Below are 18,026 nucleotides of genomic sequence, written 5' to 3'. Positions count from 1 at the left end.
ATTCGGACGGCGGTGCGCGCAGGGCGCGCTCAACGCTGGTGGCAGCCACCTCGTGCGAGTCGAGGCAGGGGTGACCGCCGGCCGGCGCCAGTCGGTGGGCGGCGGGGCCGGGTGTCAGGCTGCTGGGAAGTGCCCTGGGTCAGGCCGCCATGGCAACGGACTCGTCCTCGGCCACGGCGATCAGCCGGCCGGTGGCGAGGTCAAGTTCGTGGGCGAGGTGCGGGTCGAGGCCGGGGAAGTGCTGGACGATCCAGCGGGCCGCCATCTGCCGGTCGGGGAGCGGCTGGGGCACGTGCTGCCGGTGGGCGTCGAAGGCGCTGGCCGTGCGGGGGAATCCGTGCGATCCGCGGTCCAGCCGTACGACGGCGGCGTCCGGCGCAAGGAGGCTGGCGAGGGCCTCAATGAAGGAGCTGGGGGCGGTGGCGATCTCAGCGCCGGCGGGCCGGGTCGGCGCCACGGTTGTACGCGAGAAGGAGGACATGGGAGACTCCTGAGCTGGAGAAGCCCGGCTGCGTGGTGAGATACGAAGGCCGGTCATCTTCGGACGTGATCGACGTCCTCGTGGTGCGAGGAGCCCGGGAGCGCCAACTCCCGGGCCCTCGACGAGAACGGCCGAGGCGGCCCGCCCAGCGGGCCAGTGGGCCGGTCAGCGCCCCGGAGGAGCGCACCAAACAGCACCCACCGGGAATCAGACACTTTATTGCCCCTTCGACGCGATCAACGTACACCAAAATGCCCCGACTGTGGGCAATAGATTGCCCTCAAGATGTGCGCGCGAGCACGATCAGGCACTAAAGTGTCCCCGTGGGACGATCTGACACGGGAGGAGCGGCGATGGCCGAGCACATCGACGCCGACGCGGGGGCGGCGCGCATCGCAGCGCGGCTGGGCTATCTCTTCGAGCACCGGCACCCGGAGGGGCGCGGCCCGTACACGATCGCCGAGGTCGCGGCCGGCACCGGCATCAGCGAGTCCTCCATCAAGCAGCTGCGAGGCCGCGGCAGGGTGAACCCGACGATCAACACCCTCACTGCGATCTCATCGTTCTTCGACGCGCCTCCGACGATCTGGGTCGTGCCCGACGAGGAGCTGGAGACGGTGCTCGCCAAGCGCGACCTGACGACCGCAATGCGGGATTCCGGCGTCCAGTCGATCGCGCTGCGCAGCCAGGGCCTCAGCGCGAAGAACATGGCGCGCATCACGGAGATGATCGACATGGCGAGAGAGTCCCAAGGACTCCCCCCGATCCCCCCCGCGTAACACCGGAGCACGAAGAACCGGTTCGTCGTTTATTTTTCAACCTTATCTATGCGCATAGATAGGCCGCACTTCCTCGCTTAATCGCCCCCGGCACCCCCTAGCCCCCTAGCCCCCTGGCGACAACGGCGAGATCCTCCGCGCACGGGGCCACCGCGGGCCCCATGCCCCGAGGACCCGTCCACGATGCGCTCCCCGGCGGGCGCGATGCCCCCCGACTCCGAGGTGCCGGCGATAGCCGGTGGGCGCCCCCGAGGAGCCTCGCACTAACCGGAGCCGACTTCAGTCACGTGCCCGAGGCGGCCTGCCGATGCTGCTCTCGTTTTCGCTGGCAGCATCGGCGGGCTGAGGTCTCCAGCATCCCGGCGGCCTCGGCCGAGTCGGCCCAGGACGGTTCAGGCGCCGTGGAACGAGACGATGAAGCGGAGCTTCGTGTTGCGCAGGGGGGCCAGCGCCATGATTCGACAGGGCACCTTGTCGTCGCCGCCGTGGGGCATGCGCATGTACCTGACGTCGCCGTCCGGGTGGACGTAGTAGTCGTGGCGATCCCAGAGCTCCTGCGCCTCGGGGCAGCCCTCCATGATGTCCCGTACGAGCTCCTTGAGCTGGTCGTTGTCAGGATGCTGCGCCGCCGCGGTTCGGATCTGCGCTAGGAAGGGGACGGCCCAGCCCTCCTTCCAGTCGACCAGCTGCTCGCGAGCCTCGGGGTAGAGGAAGCTCCACCTCATGATGTTGCCGCTGTACACCCACGGATACATCACCCGGTCGGGAGAGTTGTGGGCGACGACATTCCAGGCGACGTCGGAGAGGTAGGCGGGGTTCGGCAGCATCTTCGCGAGAAGGCGCTGCATGTCGCTGTCCATCGCCGCCATCGCGTCCGGCTCCGCACCGCGCTCAGTGGGTCCGCGCCCGATCGCCCGGTGGAACAGCGCGAGCTTCTCGGCGTCGTTCAGACGCAGCGTATAGGCGAGCCGATCCAGGAACTCCTCGGAAAAGCTGGCTTCCTCGCCGTTTTCGAGCTTGCTGTACCAGCGGGCACTGACGCCGGTATACCGGGCGATTTCGCTTTTCGAGACTTCGGTGGTGCGGCGAGCGGAGCCAGTCGTCTTTACCAGGCCCGGGAGCGCATTGGGATCCAGGCGCCGGCGCCAGCGTTCCACCATGCCCGCCAACGTCTCATCACGGGCCGCAAGGCGTTCGTGGTCGGTCTTCATGACCATCGAGTCTAGGCAGCCATCGACGCTCGGGCATACCAGAAACCTGTGGCGAACACCACACCGACGGCAAAGTCGAAACGATGTAACGAAACGATTTCGGCGCTTGTTTTCGGATGATGAACCGTCAGCAAAAGACGATCATGTGGCCCAAACTCGATGGGTTGTCAGATTCCAGTATCGACGGCCCCTGGGGTCAATTGATTACCTTCCGTCAACCCGATCTGGTGGTAACGCAGCGGAGTCGATACGCGTAGCACGAACTCTTGATTCCGGAAGTGCCAGTTCCGGAAGTGTCAGTTCCGGAACTGCCAGTTCCGACCACGGTTTGGCATGGTGGGGCTACCGGCCCGCCGCGAGGTCGCGCCGGCCCCCACCCCCCACCCCCACGTTTGGAGTAGACCCATGTCTCGATCCGCCCTCGTTGTCGGCGGCAGCCGCGGTATCGGGCTGGCCGTAGCGCGGCAGCTCCGTGAGCAGGGCCACCGGGTCGCTGTCACCTCCCGCAGCGGCGGCTGCCCGGAGGATGGACTCCTCGCGGTGCCGTGCGACGTCACGAGCCCCGAGTCAGTCGACGCGGCGCTCTCTGCGGTGGAAGCGGCCCACGGACCGATCGAGATCGTCGTGATCAACGCGGGCATCACCCGCGACACCCTGCTGCTCCGTATGAGCGAGGAGGACTTCGACGCCACGCTCCAGACCAACCTCGCCGGCGCGTACCGGGTCGCCAAGCGGGCCGTGAAGGGCATGCTGCGCGGCCGGTTCGGCCGCCTGGTGTTCATCTCCTCCGCAGGTGCGATGACGGGGGAAGCCGGCCAGGCCAACTACGCCGCAAGCAAGGCGGGCCTGATCGGCTTCGCCCGCTCCCTGGCCCGCGAGCTGGCCTCGCGCGGCATCACCAGCAACGTGGTCGCGCCCGGGCTGACCGAGACCGACATGACCGCTGTCCTGACGGACTCCCAGCGCGAGTCCCTGCTGCAGCGCGTGCCCATGGGCCGCATGGCCCAGCCGGACGAGGTCGCAGCTGCTGTCGCCTTCGTGACCTCCGACGCCGCCTCCTACGTGACCGGTGCGGTCATCCCGGTCGACGGCGGCGTCGGCATGGGGCACTGACCCCGGTCGCACCCGAGCCCTGGGCGCACGCGGGGAAGCCCAGGGCCCACCCGAAACTCCAGGGGAATCCTTGATCATCTGGGAGGTGCCATGCCTGCGAGTTCACTCCGGAACGCCTGCGAAGATCGACTCGGGCGCCTGGATCTGCCACACCGGTTCAGCGAGAACGACCTGATAGACGCCGTGGCCTCATTGGTCGGACGGACAATCGTCTGCGAGCCTGTCGACATGAGGGGCGCGTTCTCGTGCGGACTGCGCAAGAAATATGCCGACCGTGAGGTCATCTACTACGAGAAAAACGCCTCGGCGCTGCACCGACGGCAGATTATCGCCCATGAACTCTCCCATATCCTTTGGGAGCATAAAGGTGAGATCGACCTCGCCGACCTAATGTCGGACGAGGAACTCGCCGGCCTAATGGACTGGAGCGTCCTCGGGGTTTCCGCCCGCACGTCGTACGAAACCGACGCAGAGATCGAGGCGGAAATGATGGCCACCCTCATACTTCAGCGCATGTACCGCGGGACCGTGATGCCCGCCCCTCGCCCCAGTGCCGCCGATGAGCGCTGGGATGCGATATTCGCCTGACCCTCAAGGAACGTCGTGATCAACGTCATTTTCGGCGGCATGCCCCTCATTCTTCTCACGGCCTCGCTCTACTGGGCATTCCGGCGGCGCCCGGGCCAGCGCCCTGCGGGCACTCTGAGCCTGTCTGCCCTCCTGGCCTGCTTCGCGGTTGCCTTCAGCGCCTACCAACCGACGGTCCGGGCTTTGGAGGACGCCGTCGCGCTGGACCTCTCCCGGCTGGTCAGCAACAGTGCCACCCTGTCCGCGGGAGCCGCAGTCTCGGCCGTGCTCCTCTACCTCAACTACGACGTGCCCGAGGCCCACCGTCGGATCCGCTGGCGACTTCGCCTCCTGGCCGTGGCCGTCGCCACTATGGCCGTGGCCTTCGCCGCCACGCCCCCCGAGCTGATGTGGAGCACCGCCGAAACACAGGGCGGCCTCGACGAGGGGCCCACGTCCCTTCACATCTACTCGGCGGCGTACATCGCCTTCCTCTCGTACGCCGTTCTCGACTGCCTCACCCAGACCTGGACCAGGTCTCGCAAGGCAACCCGGACCACCCAGCGGCTCGGCCTGCGCACGACCGCCGCTGGCTGCGTCGTCGCCCTTCTCTACACCAACTACAAGACCGTTAACGCCGTGGCGGCACTGTTCGGTTGGAACGCCATTCCGGACGGGGGTCGCTGCACGAGCCTGGTGACGCCAGTCAGTTGCGCGTTCGGCGTTACCGCGCCAGCCGTCAGCGTGCTGCTCATCACGACGGGGCTGACCCTGCCAGCCGTTCTCTGGCCGGTCACGCAGTTCCTCCGCCGCCGCTGGGAGCGCCAGTCCGTCTCGGACCTCACCCCACTCTGGCAGGACCTGACGCAGGTCTGCCCCAGCGTCGTCTTCCGGACGGTCGGCGGTGAGACCGAGACCGACCTCGTCCTCCACCGTAGAGTCGTGGAGGTCTGCGACGGGATCCTCACCCTGGACGAGCACCGCTCACGCGCGGTCCAGCAGGCAGCAGCAGCAGCCGTCGCTGCCACTCGGCACGCCGGGACCGATCGCGGGGCCGCGATCGTCGAGGCAGCCGTGGTCGCAGGAGCGATCCGGGCCGCCCGCGCAGGTGCCCCTGCCCAGGACGATCCTGCCCCGCAGGCTGCCGGTGCCGACACCCGCGAGGGAGACCTGCGCGCCGAGGCGTTGTGGCTACGCTCGGTCTCCCGGCAGTACGCGACCAACGACATCGTCCACCGCGCCGCCGACCACCAGGTCTCGGTGCTCACCGCGGCCTAGGAAGGCAGCAACATGGCCTCCTCCCCGTTCTCGGACCCGGAGTTCTACCGGGACCGCTACCCGACCTACGCAGCGCTGCGCGGTCGATCCCCGATCCTCCAGATTCCCATGGGCGGAAGTACGGGGCCGGCGGTTGCCGTCACCGGCTACGAGCAGGCGCGCCAGGCACTCGCCGCCGACCTCTCCAAGGACACCGCGGCTTTCTTCGCTGACCGCCCGTCCGGACGCTCGCTCCACCCCGCGGTCGCCCACACCATGCTGCACACCGACCCGCCCACGCACACCCGCCTTCGCCGGCTGGTCGTCCGGGCGTTCACCCCCTCCACCGTGGACAGCCTCCGCCCCTGCATCCGCCACCTGGCCGAGCAGTTGATCCGGCGCTGGGAGCCGGGAAGCGAGGTCGACCTGATCGCGGACCTCGCCGGCCCCCTCCCCGTCGCCGTGATCTGCCAGCTCCTCGGCGTACCTCCGGAGGACTGGGGCAGGATCCGCGCCCTGTCCACCGACCTGTTCGCCACCGGCGACAGCACCCGGATCGACGCGGCCTCCCACGACCTCGCCGATTACATGACCCAGCTGATCGCCACCAAGCGCTCCCGACCGGACCAGGCGTTGCTCTCCGCCCTGATCGCCGTCCGCGACGCCGACGGCGACCGCCTCAGCGAGGAGGAACTGGTCTCCCTCGGCCTACTGCTCCTGATCGCCGGCCACGAGACCACTACGGCAGCGATCGGCAACGCCGTCCTTGCGCTCCTCCAGCACCCGGCCGAGTTGGAGGGCCTGCTGGCCTACCCGCACCGCATCCCCGCCGCTGTAGACGAACTCCTGCGCTACGACGCGCCCGTGAGCATCGCCACGTGGCGCCACGCCGCCCACACAGTGCGGCTGGGCAACGTGGAAGTCGCCGCCGGCACCCCGGTCCTGGTGTCCCCCGGGGCCGCCAACCGCGACCCCGGGAGGTTCACCGATCCGGACCGGCTCGACCTCCAGCGCCCGGATGCCGCCAGCCACCTCTCGTTCGGCCACGGCATCCACCGCTGCCTCGGCGCACCGCTCGCCCACGCCGAGGTCGAGACCGCACTGCGGGTCCTGCTCAAGCGCTTCCCCGGCCTGCGGCTGGCCGTCCCCGCCGAGCAGCTGCAGTGGCGCCGCTCCCGCCTCATCCGGGGTCTGGAGTCGCTGCCCGTCCTGCTGTAGGCACAGCCCGGTGCTGCCGAGGATCCGTCCCCGGCAGCACCGCCGCCGCCAGCAGCCGCCAGGTCATGCCCAACGACGGCTCACACGCCCCCAACACCCGCCGAACATCCCTCACCCGGGCAACCCCGGCCCCCAGAGCCGACCGAGCCGCCAGCGCGTCTCATACCGTTGATGCCGAACCAGCCAGCGCTGCACGGACCTTGGCCATCCCTCGCGCCGTCACCTCGGTACCCTGCACCTCACCCGCACGACGGGGTTCCGCCCCCTGACACCGTCCGCACAGTCCCGGCTCCGCCAGCGGATCACGGCACTCCGCGCATTCCGCGAACCGCCGCCTCGCCACCGGCACCGCAGGGCGCTCCGCCGGCATCTTCCGCTCCAGCCGCGATCGCAGCACCCCGGACGGCGAGTAGACCACCTCCGGCAGCCCGGCCAGCAGCGCCTCCTGCAGCTGCTCCTCCGAGCCGCCGCGCTCTATCCACTTCCGCACCAGCGGTGCCAGTGCCGCCGCCTCTGCCGCACCCAGCGGCAGGCGCCGCTCCGGTCTGACCACGCGCAGCAGCGCGCTCATCGCCGCGAGGGTCGCCGGGTCCGCCGGCGCAGCAGGCTCAGCGGTTCGAGGAGCGGGTGTGGGAGCAGCTTCCTCCCTCCCGCCCTCGGCGTCCGCCTGACCGTTCTCGGCGACCGGCGGAGCCGCCGCGACGGGGAGGGTAGGTACTTTGACCAGGTCCTTTGGAAGGACGCCACGATCAGCGGTGTCCGACTCACCGGAGTCCGGTGCAGTGGCACCCGGCAGTCCTCCCGGCTGCGGCCGGTCGAAGATGTGAGCCTCCGAGCGCAGCCGCCCGTTGGGAAGCCGGACCACCTCCACCCGGTAGTACCCCCACGCCCGCAACTCGTCCAGCGCCGCCGCCAGCGCCTTACGACCCTGCGGACTTGAGTCCGCCATCTGCCGACACGTCTCGCGCCAGTCGTCCGGGCGGGACAGGAGGTCTACCAGCAGTCCCCGGGCGGTGTAGGTCACGGCGCGGTTCTGCGCCAACGAGTTCGGAATGATCACGAAGTTCGACGAGTGCGGGCTGCGGTGGATGATCAGGAAGGGCCTCCTCGTTCCTCGGCCGGGCCTGTCCCAGCCGGGGGACGACGGACCATAGCCACGAACCCCGTCGCAAGTGAAGCCGACACCGAGCGACCTTGATCACACCGCGACGAATCGCTTTGCATCGACGTCGGCCCCGCCCACGGCTGCGACGGTGCCACGGCGACCAGCTCGACAACGCGCAGACGTACGTGCAGCGCGCCACCTGCGTCGTCGTCGCCGACGAGGAGATGACAGACGGGCAACCCCTCCTGCACGCCTGCGAGCAGCTGCTGCCCACACTGGGCGGTGCCCGACGCCAACGCCAGCCCGACCCCGACGCCGTCCACCGCATCGCGAGGAACATCGCCACCAGGACGGTCGGCCTCGCCCGCGCCGCCGTCACGCGCGCTGAGCCGCCCCGGGCTGCCTCAGGCCAGGCCCTCCGGCAGCCCGCCGCGGAACAGCACGTGCCAGTGCATGTGCTTCGACTCCTGGTACGCGCCCTCGTTCGTCACGACACACGCCGCGCCGTACTCCTCCCGCACCTTCGCAGCGACCTTCCGGACCACCCGGAGAACGTCCGCGAGCACCTCCTCGGTGCCGTCGCCGAGGTCCACCAGCGACGGGATGTGCCGCTTCGGGACGACCACGATGTGCACCGGGTAGCTCGGCCTCGTGTGCTCAAACGCGAGCACCGTGTCGGTCTCATCCACTACCCTCACCGGCGTGACACCGTTCAGCGCCTCGTTGCAGTAGAAGTCCGAAACCGTTGTCGGCGCTGTCGGAGTCGTCACAGTGCACCCGTTCCCTATGGCTCTGCGGCGACAGCTGGGGCAGGGAAGTACCGGAGGTCACCGCAGTCGTTGAAGTTGACCAACCAGCGGCCCAGCGTACCGCGCGATATGACGTGCACTCACCTGTTCCGAATGACACGACAATCGGAATATTCCGGCGCTATGAGCCTGCGAGCACTGCCGTCAGACCGTGCAGTCGCGCTCCTCTTCCGATACTGCTACGACGCGTTCGCCAGCGATGCCCTCAGCCTCTCCAGCCCGTCTGGGAGTTGAGGACGTCAGCGGCCCACTGGTATTGGCCGGTCTCGCGGATGTGTAGGTCCTGCTTCGGGTAGAGGTCGCAGGAGAGCAGAGCGATCAGGTGCAGTTAGTCGGCCAGCTGGGCGCGCCGGTCAGCAGTAAGACTCGCGGCGGCTGCGGCCAGCAGGCGGTTGCGGACGGCGAGGCGGTCCACGTCGTACATCCAGTAGGCGCAGGCCCCGGCCAGGTCGTAGAGCGGGTCACCGAGCAGGGTGAACGTGCCGAAGTCGATGACGGCGCTGACCTTGCCATCGGCGGTGACGAGGATGTTGTCGGGGTAGAGGTCGCCGTGAATGACGCCCTCGGGGCCGGTGTAGGGGCGGGCAAGCCGCGCGGTGAGCCGGTCGATGATGCTGTCGATGGCGGGGACGTCGAGGCGCAGGTCGGTCAGCACCTTCGGGAGCTTCTGCTCCAGGAGGCGGCGCAGGAAGGCGTTCCAGTCCTCGCCCTCGTGGGACGGGTCGGGGTCTAGGAGCATGCGCCGGTCGAGCAGGGTGGTCAGGCGCAGGCCCGTAAAGTCACGGACGGCGGCGAGGTAGGTGTGTTCGGTGGCGGGGTCAATGAGGTCGAGCGCGTCGCCCATCGGGGTGCCGGGCAGGCGGGTCTTGGTGACGGCCAGCAGGGGGCCGTGCTGCTCGATGGCCTGGATCTCGGGCAGGGCGTAGGGGACGCTGGTGCGGTCGAAACGCCGATAGAGGTCGGCGATGGTCTCCAGCGCCTGGCGCTGGTCGGGGTCGGCGTAGACCTTGAGGACCCTGGTCGTAGCCGAGGGCGTAGACGCGGGCCTCGGTGCCGGCGGCGATCAGGTCGGCGGGGGGTGAGTCCGCGGGCGGCGAGGAGTTCGGTCTCGGCTTCGGCGGTGATGCTGCTGGCGTTTCGGCGGGTGATCACGGGTATGCGCTCCGGGTGATGGGGGTGGCGACGGTGCGGTTTTCGGGCAGGGCCGCCAGCGAAGTCCCCAGCGAAGGAGACGACCGTCAATCCGGCCCGGTACAGGGCGTCGGAAAGTTCGGGTCGAGAGTACATTCGGGTGCAGCAGGTCGCGGACCGGGCGGGCCGGGCGTAGGTGACGTGGGCGAGCTTGGCCTCCCAGTCGCACCAGGCTCTCGGTGACTCCGTTGTGCGCAATGGTTTTGGTGCTGATCGGTTCAGCGTTGCGGCGGTTCTCGTATGGGTGCAGATCTTCTGAGGGTGCGTAGAAGACCGGCGTGACCTGCACAGTCACACATCCGCCTGTCCTGTGGGGCGCCTCGCGCAGGCGGCGTCTGTGCTGGTCGGCGCGACTCGTCACCACAGCTCGGATGTTCCGGTGCCGAAATGACAGGGCGCGAACCCTCCCGGATCAGCCACCAACGACGAACCTGCTGGTCACACACCTATGACCAACCCTCAGAAGATCTGCACCCATCACAGATCAGGCAACTCCCGAGGGATGATCTTTCCTGCTGGATTCCGGGGCAGCGACGGGAGGAAGGTGACGTCTCGGGGGACGGAGGAGCGCATGAGATATGCCTGGATGTGTGCACGAACCTGTTCTGCCTCAAGGGCGGCGCCTTTACGGAGGACGATGAAGGCGGCGAGGCTTTGTCCGTAGGTCGCGTCAGGCACGCCGATCACCGCTACTTCTTGCACTTGCGGCAGCTGTCCGATCAAGGTTTCCACCGGGCCGGGGAATACGTTCTCACCGCCCGAGACGATCATTTCATCTTCCCGACCGTCGACGAAGAGCAGCCCGTCATCGTCCAGGTGACCCAGGTCGCCCGTGGCGATCATTCCCTGGCGCCGTTCCAGTCCCGGAGAAGTTGACTCGCACGAGGTGTAACCGCTGAAGAGCAGCGCATTGCTGACGAAGATCCGCCCTACCTCACCGGTAGGTACCTGCTCACCGTCTTGCCCGAGCACGGTCACACGGGTGCCGCGCGGGGGCCGGCCAGCCGTGTCGGGGCTACGACGCAGGTCGGATGGGGTCGCGACGCTCACGCAGGAGACCTCCGTCGAGCCATAAACGTTGAAAAGTACCTCCCCATAGGCGTCCATGAACCGGGTGGCGAGTCGAGCTCGCAGCGGCGCGCCGCCTACTAGCACGAGCCGGAGCCCGGGCGGTGTTTGCTCCGGACGGTCCAGGAGCTGTTCCAGCATGACCGGTGCCGCAATCAGGACCGTGCACCGTTCTTCCGCCAGCATGCGCAGTGTCTCGGCGGGGTGGAAGCGCCGCTGCATCACGACCGTGGCCCGCAAAGCGAGAGCGGCCTGGACAGCCGAGTGCCCCCATGTACCGAAGAGCGGCACAGCGATCAGAACGCGATCACCGACGCGCAATGGAATACGCGTCAGAAGTGCCAGAAGCGGCTTCGGGCTAGGCGGCCGAGACAGTGCCGCGCCCTTCGGCACCCCGGTCGTCCCGGCCGTGAGCACGACGACTCGCCCCACACGCCGCCGCGGCCACACAGGCATGCGCCCCCGTTGGGGAATCTGCTGGTCAGCGAGCGACCCTGTCGTGGGCAGGCGAGGCGCATGAACCCGGACCGACCCATCCCATGGCAGTTCAACCGTCGATACCGAGTCCACCCAGCCAGCGAACTCCGCTTCGTGGCAGAGCACGTTCAGGCGCTGCTCCAGCGCCACATCCGTCAACTGCGCGGGCTTCAGGTGTGTGTTCAGCAGCACAGCATCGGCTCCGGCCACCAGTGCCGCCACCATTCCTTCCAGGGCTCCCCGGTGATTACGGCACAACACCCCCACCCGGGTCGCCCGGAGCGCCTGCAGCGCCCGCGCGACCTCCGTCACCCGAACCAACAGCTCCTCGTAGGTGACCTGCCCCTCCTCGTCCACAACCGCTACGCTGTTGGGCGACCGGCGGGCGGCTGCGTGCACTTCCCCCGCTGGACCCAACCCCCACTTCCCAAAGGCGAGCAATTGTCTGGCCATCCGCCACGGCCTGCCCGGCCGCAGGAGACCACTGCGCATCAGGGTCCTTAGCAAGGTCCACCGCCCGAGGGCCTATTCATGCGGCCTGAGCTGGGAATTGGCGCGTAGGCATCCACGTATGGCCGGCCAGACAGTTGCTGTACTGCGCGCATGACCTCATCGGTGACGGCTCGGCTGGAGACTTCGCCGAACTCCATCGGTCTGCCGAATCGGATCGTCACCTTTCCGATCCTTGGCAGTCTTCTCCCCGGTGGGAGGATCCGGTCTGTACCGATCAATGCCACCGGCACCACAGGTGCCCGACTCGCTAGCACGAGTCGGCCTACCCCGGTGCGCCCTCGGTGAAGACGCCCGTCAGGCGAACGCGTTCCCTCCGGGAAGATCCCGAGGGCACCCCCCTGGTGCAACACAGCAGCGGCGTTGGCGATCGCCTCCTCCGCCGCTGCCCCTCCCGAGCGGTCCACCGGGATCATCCGGATGGCCTTGAAGAACCACCGTACAGCGAGGCCTCGCAGTCCACGTCTCGTGAAGTACTCCTGCTTGGCCGCGAACACGACACGCCGTCGTACCAGCAGCTGTACCAAAGCCGGGTCCAGGAACGACAGATGGTCACATGCAAGAATCAGCGGGCCTTCCACTAGGACGTGCTGCACGCCCTCAGCACTCAGCCCGCATAGAAGCCGCAGAATCGGTCCAGGAAAGAGATAGCGCAACGTCCAATAGAGCATGTCAGATCCTCAGGCCGACCGGAGTCGAGTGCAGGGGGAGGCTCCCTCGGCGCGCAGGCACGAGCACCAGGTCCGCAGCCAGACGCAGACTGGGGGTATTCAGCCGTGCACGGTGCTCCTCGATGAGGTGAGCCAGCTCGCCGAACGAGTTGGGGCAGTTCTGCTGCCACCAGGCCAAACGCGCACGGGGCCTCTGGCCGGCCGCCTGCAGGACCTTTTCGCGCTCGATGGGATGTCGGTAGACGAGGCCGACCATCACGTTGGTCCTTCTATTCGCAAGGTCGTCCCAGAAGTCGATCACGTCATCGGCTAGTTTCCCGACGATTCCGAAGCTTGCGAACTGCTCGACCATCCCAGTCTCAGGCACGGCGCCATTGAAGAGGCCAATCACGTGGGCGAGGCACTCCCCGAGCCCCCCAGAGTCCAGCACCACACTCTCGAAGCACCGATCGAAGTCCGGCGCTGACTGGGTAAGGGCCACGTATCGGTCGTAGGAGCCCGACAGTCTACTCACCAGGAATTCTCGGATCGCATGCTGCTCCGGGTGGGGCTGCAGAAAGTCACCCAGGGCGAGTAGCCGCCTCTGCACAAGTTCACCCGCGAAGACATCAGCCAGCTCAAGAGAATGCCCATTGCCGAGCCTCACCTCGTACTCGTCATCGAACGCGCCGACGAGTCGGTTGAGGTGAACGACCAACCGCCCCGTCTCCTCCCTGAGCGGGCAGCCGGCCAGCTCGGCGTAGCCGTCGAGCAGAAGGTTCATCATTGCGTCATATACCGCAACGCGGATACGCGCCTGCAACCTACTGCCGCCATCAAGGCCACGGCGGTAGGGTCGACCGGCAAGGTGACGCGCGAAGCGCGCCAGGAAAGGCGCGGCCTGTGAGGCGAGACGCAGGTTTGAGGTGCCGGGCGGCATTCTCCTCACCCCTCCCGCGCTGAGGTTACGACCGTGGCGGACCGCAGGAGGGCTTGGACCAGCGACTCGATCATAGGTGGATTGTCCCTACCCGACAGGAGATCCCGCGCCTGCGTAGTGAGCTCCCGGGCCCGCCGGTCCAGGTCTTGACGGAGGGTCTCCGCGACGCCGAGCTCATCGGCCATTGCAAGGAGCCAGTTCCAATCTGCCTCTCGGGCGTCCGCTCCCCTCAGCCGATGAACGACCAAGTCGGCTGTTGCCCGCTCGCCCCGGGCGGCCAGCAACTGGCACAGCGTGATCAACGGCCAGGTCGGCTTCCCGCCACGCAAATCCTCCAGGGCTGGACGGCGAAGTACCCCGTCCGAGCCGAATACGTCCAGGTAGTCGTCCACGAGCTGGTAGAGCGCTCCCGCTTTGGTCCCGAACTCTTCCGCCGATTTCATGATGGCCTCCGGCGCGCCGGAGAGAAGAGCCGCGATCCAGGCGGCGCAGCCGAACATCGCGCCGGACTTGTACCCGATCATTTGTTCATAAGGGTAGTCGCCAATCTCGGGGTACCACCCGTCGCCCCAGCCGATGTCGATGGTCTGCCCCAGATAGAGGTGCATCGTAGCTGTGCCGACGCGTTCATGTACGCGCAGCTTTTCGATGGGCTCCAGCGTTGCCGAACGACGCAGCGGCTGGAAGGAGAGGGCTCGAATCAATCCTGCCGCGTTTAGAGCAGTGCTGACCCCTGACGTTGTGTGCACTGTCGGCATCCCCCGCCTAACGGCCGATTTATCCTGGACGTCATCAAGGATGAGCGAGGCCAGGTGGTAGAGTTCCACCCCGACGGCACCGGCGACTGTACGCCAGGGATCACCACCCAGGACATCAGCCAGGGCGAACATAAAGAGCGGGCGCAGCCTCTTACCCTTCCGGCCGAGTTGCCCGCGGACCAGCTTCTCCATCTCGGGTGCGTACTGCCAGGGCCAGTACTCCAGCTCGTCGTCGATCAGTCGGTCGATCTCGGCAAGCGGCTCGGCGTACCAGGCGCTCAAGGTCTCAGACATCAGTTTCTCCCAGCGCGACGCGGACGACAGAACGTGCTCCCGGAAACAGCGTCGGCAACGCCGCAGCGAAGTACCGGGGGTGCCGAACGGAGAATGCGGTAAGCATCGCCAACCCGTCTGAAGAGAGCCCGGCATTTCCCTCGGTGAAGGCCAGACACTTCTGCTTACTCTCGTGCTCGCTGCCCAGCCGAACCGTCAGCAGTGACATGGCGGCAGTGGCATAGCGCCAGTAGCCTCGCCGATCGCTGTCACTGGGCGGTCGGCCGGCTTCCAATCTGACGAGCAACGGCGACAGGGCGATCACTGACGCAATGAAGTCCAGGTATTCTTGTCGCATACCAGGGAATTCCGCATGGCGCCTCGCGACCACCCGTGCAAGTTGTCGAACCTTTGCATTCCTGATGCCCCCTGTCCACGCTCGCTCGGCAGTGAGCCCGAACAGTCGGAGCAGAAACACACGCTCCGCTGCCCCGTCGAGCGTTGAGCGGGCCAGAGCGTCGCGCACACCCGGCGCACGGACGGCAGTCAGGGTAGGTGCAGTGAGGTAACTCAGGAAGACGAACGCCCCGGCAGTTTCCAGCAGGCCTTGGCCGGACCAGACAGCACGAATTGCCGCGAGATCTGATTCGCTCACGTGGGAGGCAGCGTAGCGCTCGAGGACCGAACTTTCCACAGGAGATCGGTCGACCGGAAATCTTCTCCCCTGCCAGGTAATTTTCGTCGATGAGGACACAGAGCAAGCTCTCAGATCACCTGAGGAGAGTTCTTCCGCCCACTCAATACCACACCCTTCCGCCGTGCTCATTTCATTCAATCCTCTCGGCCATGCCGTCTCGCGCCGAAATTGACATGAAGAACGGTCAGCATTTCACCGCCAGGCCCAAGGCAGGGCTCCTTCAAACCGAACCGCCCCCGTAATGCCACCGCGCACCCCTTGCCGACCGCCTCGGTCCACCTTGCAGCTAATGGGTCTGCGGTCGCTGAGTAACGTGAAAAGTTAGCGAACATAGCGATCCACGTAATCGCGCCCGGATAACCGGTGGATTTCACGCATGATCTCGCCGGTGACCGCGCGCATCGCCTCGCCCTCTCGGGGCGGCATGGCCCACGCGGAGAAGACGATTGGACGACCCACCCGAATCCTTACCCGCTGGAAGGCTGGGGATTTCCGCACAGGCGGCAAAAGTAAGTCCGTGTTGAGCATCGCCACAGGTACAACAGGTGCACCAGTGGCTAGAACGACCCTGCCGATTCCGGTCTTGCCTCGGTGGAGCCGTCCGTCCCGCGCGATGCCGCCCTCCGGGTACAGGCAAAAGAGTCGTCCAGCGGTCAAGGCAATATGCGCCGCATCCACCAAGGATTCCACCGCCGACCCGCCTGCCGGATCCACGGGTACCGCCCCACAGGTGCTGAGAAAGCTCCTCATGAGGAACCCGGATAGGCCAGGTCGCCGATAGAAGCGGGCGTTGGCCACGAAGATCAACTGGCGGTCGACGGCGAGTTGCAGAAAGCCGGGGTCGGCCCACGACAGATGATTGCTCACGACGATGGCAGCACCTTCAGAGGGCACGTTCTCCAGGCCCTCCACGACGGGACGGTAGGCAGCTTTGACAACAGGTCCTGGAAAGATATTTCGTAGGAGCCACCAGGCACTCAAGACGGCTCAACCTCACGTGCAGCCGTGGCCGACCGTGCCACCGGCCCTCCCCAAACGGAGGGCAGCAGCATCAGGTCACCTGCGACGCCCAAGGAACGGGTCGACAGCGCCGAGCGGTGCGAGGCAAGGATCTCCGTAAACGAGGAGAATGCGCGAGGGCAGCGGGCTCGCCACCAGCGGAATCCCACGCGCGGAGCGACGTCCGCATGTGCCGCAAAGACCTGATACTCCTCCGGATACTCACGGATTATCCCTGATAGGATATTTGCGACATCCTCGCGATAGTCAGACCACACGTCTAGCATATCGTCGGCGAGCTTTCCGACTACTCCGAGATGCGCGAACTCGGAAATCAATTCCGCCGTGGGAGCATGTCCGTTGAAGATGCCGATGACGTGTGCGGTACAGGTGAGGAAACCGCCAGAGTCCAACTCGATCATCTCAAGCTGATGTGAAATATCCCTAACCGTCTCACTGGAACGCGTTAGTTGGAGATAGCGCTTATAGTTGTCCGCTGCGAAGCATTCAAGGAAGTTACGGATGGAATGGCGCTCAGGATGGTCTGCTAGAAATTCAGAGAGAGCATCCATATGCACCTGCAGGGGCCCTGAGCCAAGAATATCGCCAAACTCCATCGACCCACCCTCGCGCGTTCTGCGTTCATACTCGTCATCGAAGGCTGCCATGAGTCGGTAGAGCAGGATAACGAGTGCGCCCGTCTCGGGCCGAAGGCGGCGGCCTGTCAATTCTGCGTAACCATTGAGAAAGTGGTTGATAACGCTATCGTAGACTGCCGAACGCGCACCCGCGCGCACCTTTGACCACGCACTCTCCTCGCGATTTACAGGCCTACCGAGCCGATATGGTCGCTTAGTCAAGTGCCAAAGGGAATAGCGTGAGATCGTGACCAGAAGAAATGCCTGATGGAGACCGGATACCCGCTGCCACGGATCCGCCCCGCCCGAGTCGTGAATCATATTAAAGGCCTGCCACGGCTAGAACCAGCAGTGCAATTCCCAAGATAGGGGATAACAGGCATGGCTGGCGCGATCGGAGGTGCTTCCGCACGCCGCGCGCGATGCCGTCACCGCGCCGTGCCAGGCGCTGAACGAGGCCACGCCTCCACCCGCCGTCCCCGGTGGCGGGGCGTCAGGCCTTCCGGGTACCGCGTAGCTGGCAGAACGTCACCAGGGTTACGGGCGCTGCCACCACGGTGCCATCACCGTTCACTCGAACGAGAACAACGAGCCTGTCATTACTGACAGACCCGCTGGTCACATACGTCGGGACGACAGGATTTGAACCTGCGACCCCTTGCCCCCTATGACCCCAGAACCCCACAGGGCTGGCTCAGGTGGCCGAGGTGGGAGTGCCGACGGCAATGCCCTGAACCCGCCATGCCTCCGCCTCCGCGGCTTCGGACTCCTCAGTTCTCCCACGTGCGGCCAGCACGCGCGACTGGTAAAGCAGTGCATCGGCGAGTTGGCGATTGAACTCACCCGCATCGGCCCGTTCCAGCCTGCGATAGACCCGAACCGCCTGGTTCACCGCCGCAAACGCCATCGCAGGGCATTTTGCCGCATTGCATGCCATCGCCCGGATCGTGAACCCATATAGGTGCAGATCTTCTGAGGGTGCGTAGAAGACCGGCGTGACCTGCACAGTCACACATCTGCCTGTCCTGTGGGGCGCCTCGCGCAGGCGGCGTCTGTGCTGGTCGGCGCGACTCGTGGTCGTGTCCCATGAAGTGGTGTAGTGGTCGTGCGCCAACAGTCATGAAGTGGGCGGGAGTTCATCGCGGCCGGGGTTGGCGGGGTAGATCTTCTCCATGCTGGCCTCGGGCAGGTACTGAAGTTGAATCCGTGATGTCGCTCGGATGGGTGAATCAGTAGCGTTCGCCTGCCTGCGGAGGGTCGGCCCCGGTAGTCGTGTGCTGTGAGG

The 18,026-nt window shown here is 66.4% G+C and carries 17 protein-coding genes and 1 pseudogene; 5 read left to right on the top strand and 13 right to left on the bottom strand.

Annotated features, from left to right (window positions below):
* Positions 1–139 precede the first annotated feature (139 nt).
* Positions 140–481: a hypothetical protein gene (locus AB0D10_RS43240; RefSeq protein WP_360267607.1), complete on the bottom strand. Its 342-nt coding sequence runs from the start codon at positions 479–481 to the stop codon at positions 140–142.
* Between the two features lie 353 nt (positions 482–834).
* On the opposite strand from AB0D10_RS43240, the gene AB0D10_RS43235 reads away from it, so the two are divergent.
* A complete protein-coding gene (locus tag AB0D10_RS43235; protein ID WP_360267604.1) occupies positions 835–1,260 on the top strand; it encodes a helix-turn-helix transcriptional regulator in 426 nt (141 codons plus the stop codon).
* Positions 1,261–1,652: 392 nt separating this feature from the next.
* Here AB0D10_RS43235 and AB0D10_RS43230 read toward each other — a convergent pair whose 3' ends face one another.
* Positions 1,653–2,471 (bottom strand): helix-turn-helix transcriptional regulator, encoded by an 819-nt coding sequence (locus AB0D10_RS43230; protein WP_360267601.1) that lies wholly within the window; start codon positions 2,469–2,471, stop codon positions 1,653–1,655.
* A 405-nt stretch (positions 2,472–2,876) separates the two neighbouring features.
* Here AB0D10_RS43230 and fabG point away from each other — a divergent pair, with 405 nt between their 5' ends.
* The 4 genes from fabG (at position 2,877) to AB0D10_RS43210 (ending at position 6,626) form a co-directional block, all read left to right on the top strand.
* Complete coding sequence (fabG, locus tag AB0D10_RS43225; protein WP_360267598.1) at positions 2,877–3,584, top strand: 3-oxoacyl-ACP reductase FabG; 708 nt, start codon at positions 2,877–2,879, stop codon at positions 3,582–3,584.
* A 228-nt stretch (positions 3,585–3,812) separates the two neighbouring features.
* Positions 3,813–4,172, top strand: a complete 360-nt coding sequence (locus AB0D10_RS43220; RefSeq protein ID WP_360267596.1) for an ImmA/IrrE family metallo-endopeptidase — start codon at positions 3,813–3,815, stop codon at positions 4,170–4,172.
* 15 nt (positions 4,173–4,187) lie between these two features.
* Complete coding sequence (locus tag AB0D10_RS43215) at positions 4,188–5,429, top strand: MAB_1171c family putative transporter (RefSeq protein ID WP_360267593.1); 1,242 nt, start codon at positions 4,188–4,190, stop codon at positions 5,427–5,429.
* Between the two features lie 12 nt (positions 5,430–5,441).
* On the top strand, positions 5,442–6,626 hold the full coding sequence (locus AB0D10_RS43210) for a cytochrome P450 (protein ID WP_360267590.1): 1,185 nt from the start codon (positions 5,442–5,444) through the stop codon (positions 6,624–6,626).
* Positions 6,627–6,786: 160 nt separating this feature from the next.
* On the opposite strand, the gene AB0D10_RS43205 is transcribed toward AB0D10_RS43210, so the two are convergent.
* From AB0D10_RS43205 to AB0D10_RS43155, 11 genes and pseudogenes are all read right to left on the bottom strand, one after another.
* On the bottom strand, positions 6,787–7,650 hold the full coding sequence (locus AB0D10_RS43205; protein WP_360267587.1) for a hypothetical protein: 864 nt from the start codon (positions 7,648–7,650) through the stop codon (positions 6,787–6,789).
* A gap of 485 nt (positions 7,651–8,135) precedes the next feature.
* Positions 8,136–8,420, bottom strand: coding sequence for an HIT domain-containing protein (locus tag AB0D10_RS43200; RefSeq protein ID WP_360267584.1), 285 nt, complete (start codon positions 8,418–8,420; stop codon positions 8,136–8,138).
* Between the two features lie 448 nt (positions 8,421–8,868).
* Positions 8,869–9,552: pseudogene (locus AB0D10_RS43195) on the bottom strand (aminoglycoside phosphotransferase family protein); the annotation flags it as partial.
* Positions 9,553–10,208: 656 nt separating this feature from the next.
* Complete coding sequence (locus AB0D10_RS43190; protein WP_360267631.1) at positions 10,209–11,729, bottom strand: AMP-binding protein; 1,521 nt, start codon at positions 11,727–11,729, stop codon at positions 10,209–10,211.
* A 47-nt stretch (positions 11,730–11,776) separates the two neighbouring features.
* Positions 11,777–12,457: a lysophospholipid acyltransferase family protein gene (locus AB0D10_RS43185; protein ID WP_360267582.1), complete on the bottom strand. Its 681-nt coding sequence runs from the start codon at positions 12,455–12,457 to the stop codon at positions 11,777–11,779.
* Position 12,458: 1 nt separating this feature from the next.
* Positions 12,459–13,220 carry a hypothetical protein gene (locus AB0D10_RS43180; protein ID WP_360267579.1) on the bottom strand — a complete coding sequence of 254 codons (762 nt, stop codon included), beginning with the start codon at positions 13,218–13,220 and terminating at the stop codon, positions 12,459–12,461.
* 161 nt (positions 13,221–13,381) lie between these two features.
* The gene (locus AB0D10_RS43175; RefSeq protein ID WP_360267576.1) at positions 13,382–14,428 is read right to left on the bottom strand and encodes a polyprenyl synthetase family protein; all 1,047 of its coding nucleotides are present in this window, start codon (positions 14,426–14,428) and stop codon (positions 13,382–13,384) included.
* Complete coding sequence (locus tag AB0D10_RS43170; RefSeq protein WP_360267573.1) at positions 14,421–15,062, bottom strand: hypothetical protein; 642 nt, start codon at positions 15,060–15,062, stop codon at positions 14,421–14,423. Before AB0D10_RS43170 ends, AB0D10_RS43175 begins: the two co-directional genes overlap by 8 nt.
* Positions 15,063–15,425: 363 nt before the next feature.
* Entirely contained in the window at positions 15,426–16,016 is a 591-nt protein-coding gene (locus AB0D10_RS43165; RefSeq protein WP_360267570.1) for a lysophospholipid acyltransferase family protein, read from the bottom strand.
* A 65-nt stretch (positions 16,017–16,081) separates the two neighbouring features.
* Positions 16,082–16,771, bottom strand: a complete 690-nt coding sequence (locus AB0D10_RS43160; protein ID WP_360267567.1) for a hypothetical protein — start codon at positions 16,769–16,771, stop codon at positions 16,082–16,084.
* Positions 16,772–17,435: 664 nt separating this feature from the next.
* Positions 17,436–17,753: a hypothetical protein gene (locus AB0D10_RS43155; protein WP_360267564.1), complete on the bottom strand. Its 318-nt coding sequence runs from the start codon at positions 17,751–17,753 to the stop codon at positions 17,436–17,438.
* Positions 17,754–18,026: the final 273 nt, after the last annotated feature.

Origin of the sequence: Kitasatospora sp. NPDC048545, from assembly GCF_040651155.1 — a bacterium.
Taxonomy (GTDB): Bacteria; Actinomycetota; Actinomycetes; order Streptomycetales; family Streptomycetaceae; genus Kitasatospora.
This window is presented reverse-complemented; position numbering and strand designations above follow the sequence as displayed.

Bases quoted from the DNA above. Each gene is read 5' to 3' on its own strand.
- AB0D10_RS43210 (WP_360267590.1), top strand. From the start codon at position 5,442: ATGGCCTCCTCCCCGTTCTCGGACCCGGAGTTCTACCGGGACCGCTAC.
- AB0D10_RS43180 (WP_360267579.1), bottom strand. From the start codon at position 13,220: ATGAACCTTCTGCTCGACGGCTACGCCGAGCTGGCCGGCTGCCCGCTC.
- fabG (WP_360267598.1), top strand. From the start codon at position 2,877: ATGTCTCGATCCGCCCTCGTTGTCGGCGGCAGCCGCGGTATCGGGCTG.
- AB0D10_RS43240 (WP_360267607.1), bottom strand. From the start codon at position 481: ATGTCCTCCTTCTCGCGTACAACCGTGGCGCCGACCCGGCCCGCCGGC.
- AB0D10_RS43220 (WP_360267596.1), top strand. From the start codon at position 3,813: ATGAGGGGCGCGTTCTCGTGCGGACTGCGCAAGAAATATGCCGACCGT.
- AB0D10_RS43190 (WP_360267631.1), bottom strand. From the start codon at position 11,729: ATGGCCAGACAATTGCTCGCCTTTGGGAAGTGGGGGTTGGGTCCAGCG.
- AB0D10_RS43175 (WP_360267576.1), bottom strand. From the start codon at position 14,428: ATGTCTGAGACCTTGAGCGCCTGGTACGCCGAGCCGCTTGCCGAGATC.
- AB0D10_RS43160 (WP_360267567.1), bottom strand. From the start codon at position 16,771: ATGGCAGCCTTCGATGACGAGTATGAACGCAGAACGCGCGAGGGTGGG.
- AB0D10_RS43230 (WP_360267601.1), bottom strand. From the start codon at position 2,471: ATGAAGACCGACCACGAACGCCTTGCGGCCCGTGATGAGACGTTGGCG.
- AB0D10_RS43235 (WP_360267604.1), top strand. From the start codon at position 835: ATGGCCGAGCACATCGACGCCGACGCGGGGGCGGCGCGCATCGCAGCG.
- AB0D10_RS43185 (WP_360267582.1), bottom strand. From the start codon at position 12,457: ATGCTCTATTGGACGTTGCGCTATCTCTTTCCTGGACCGATTCTGCGG.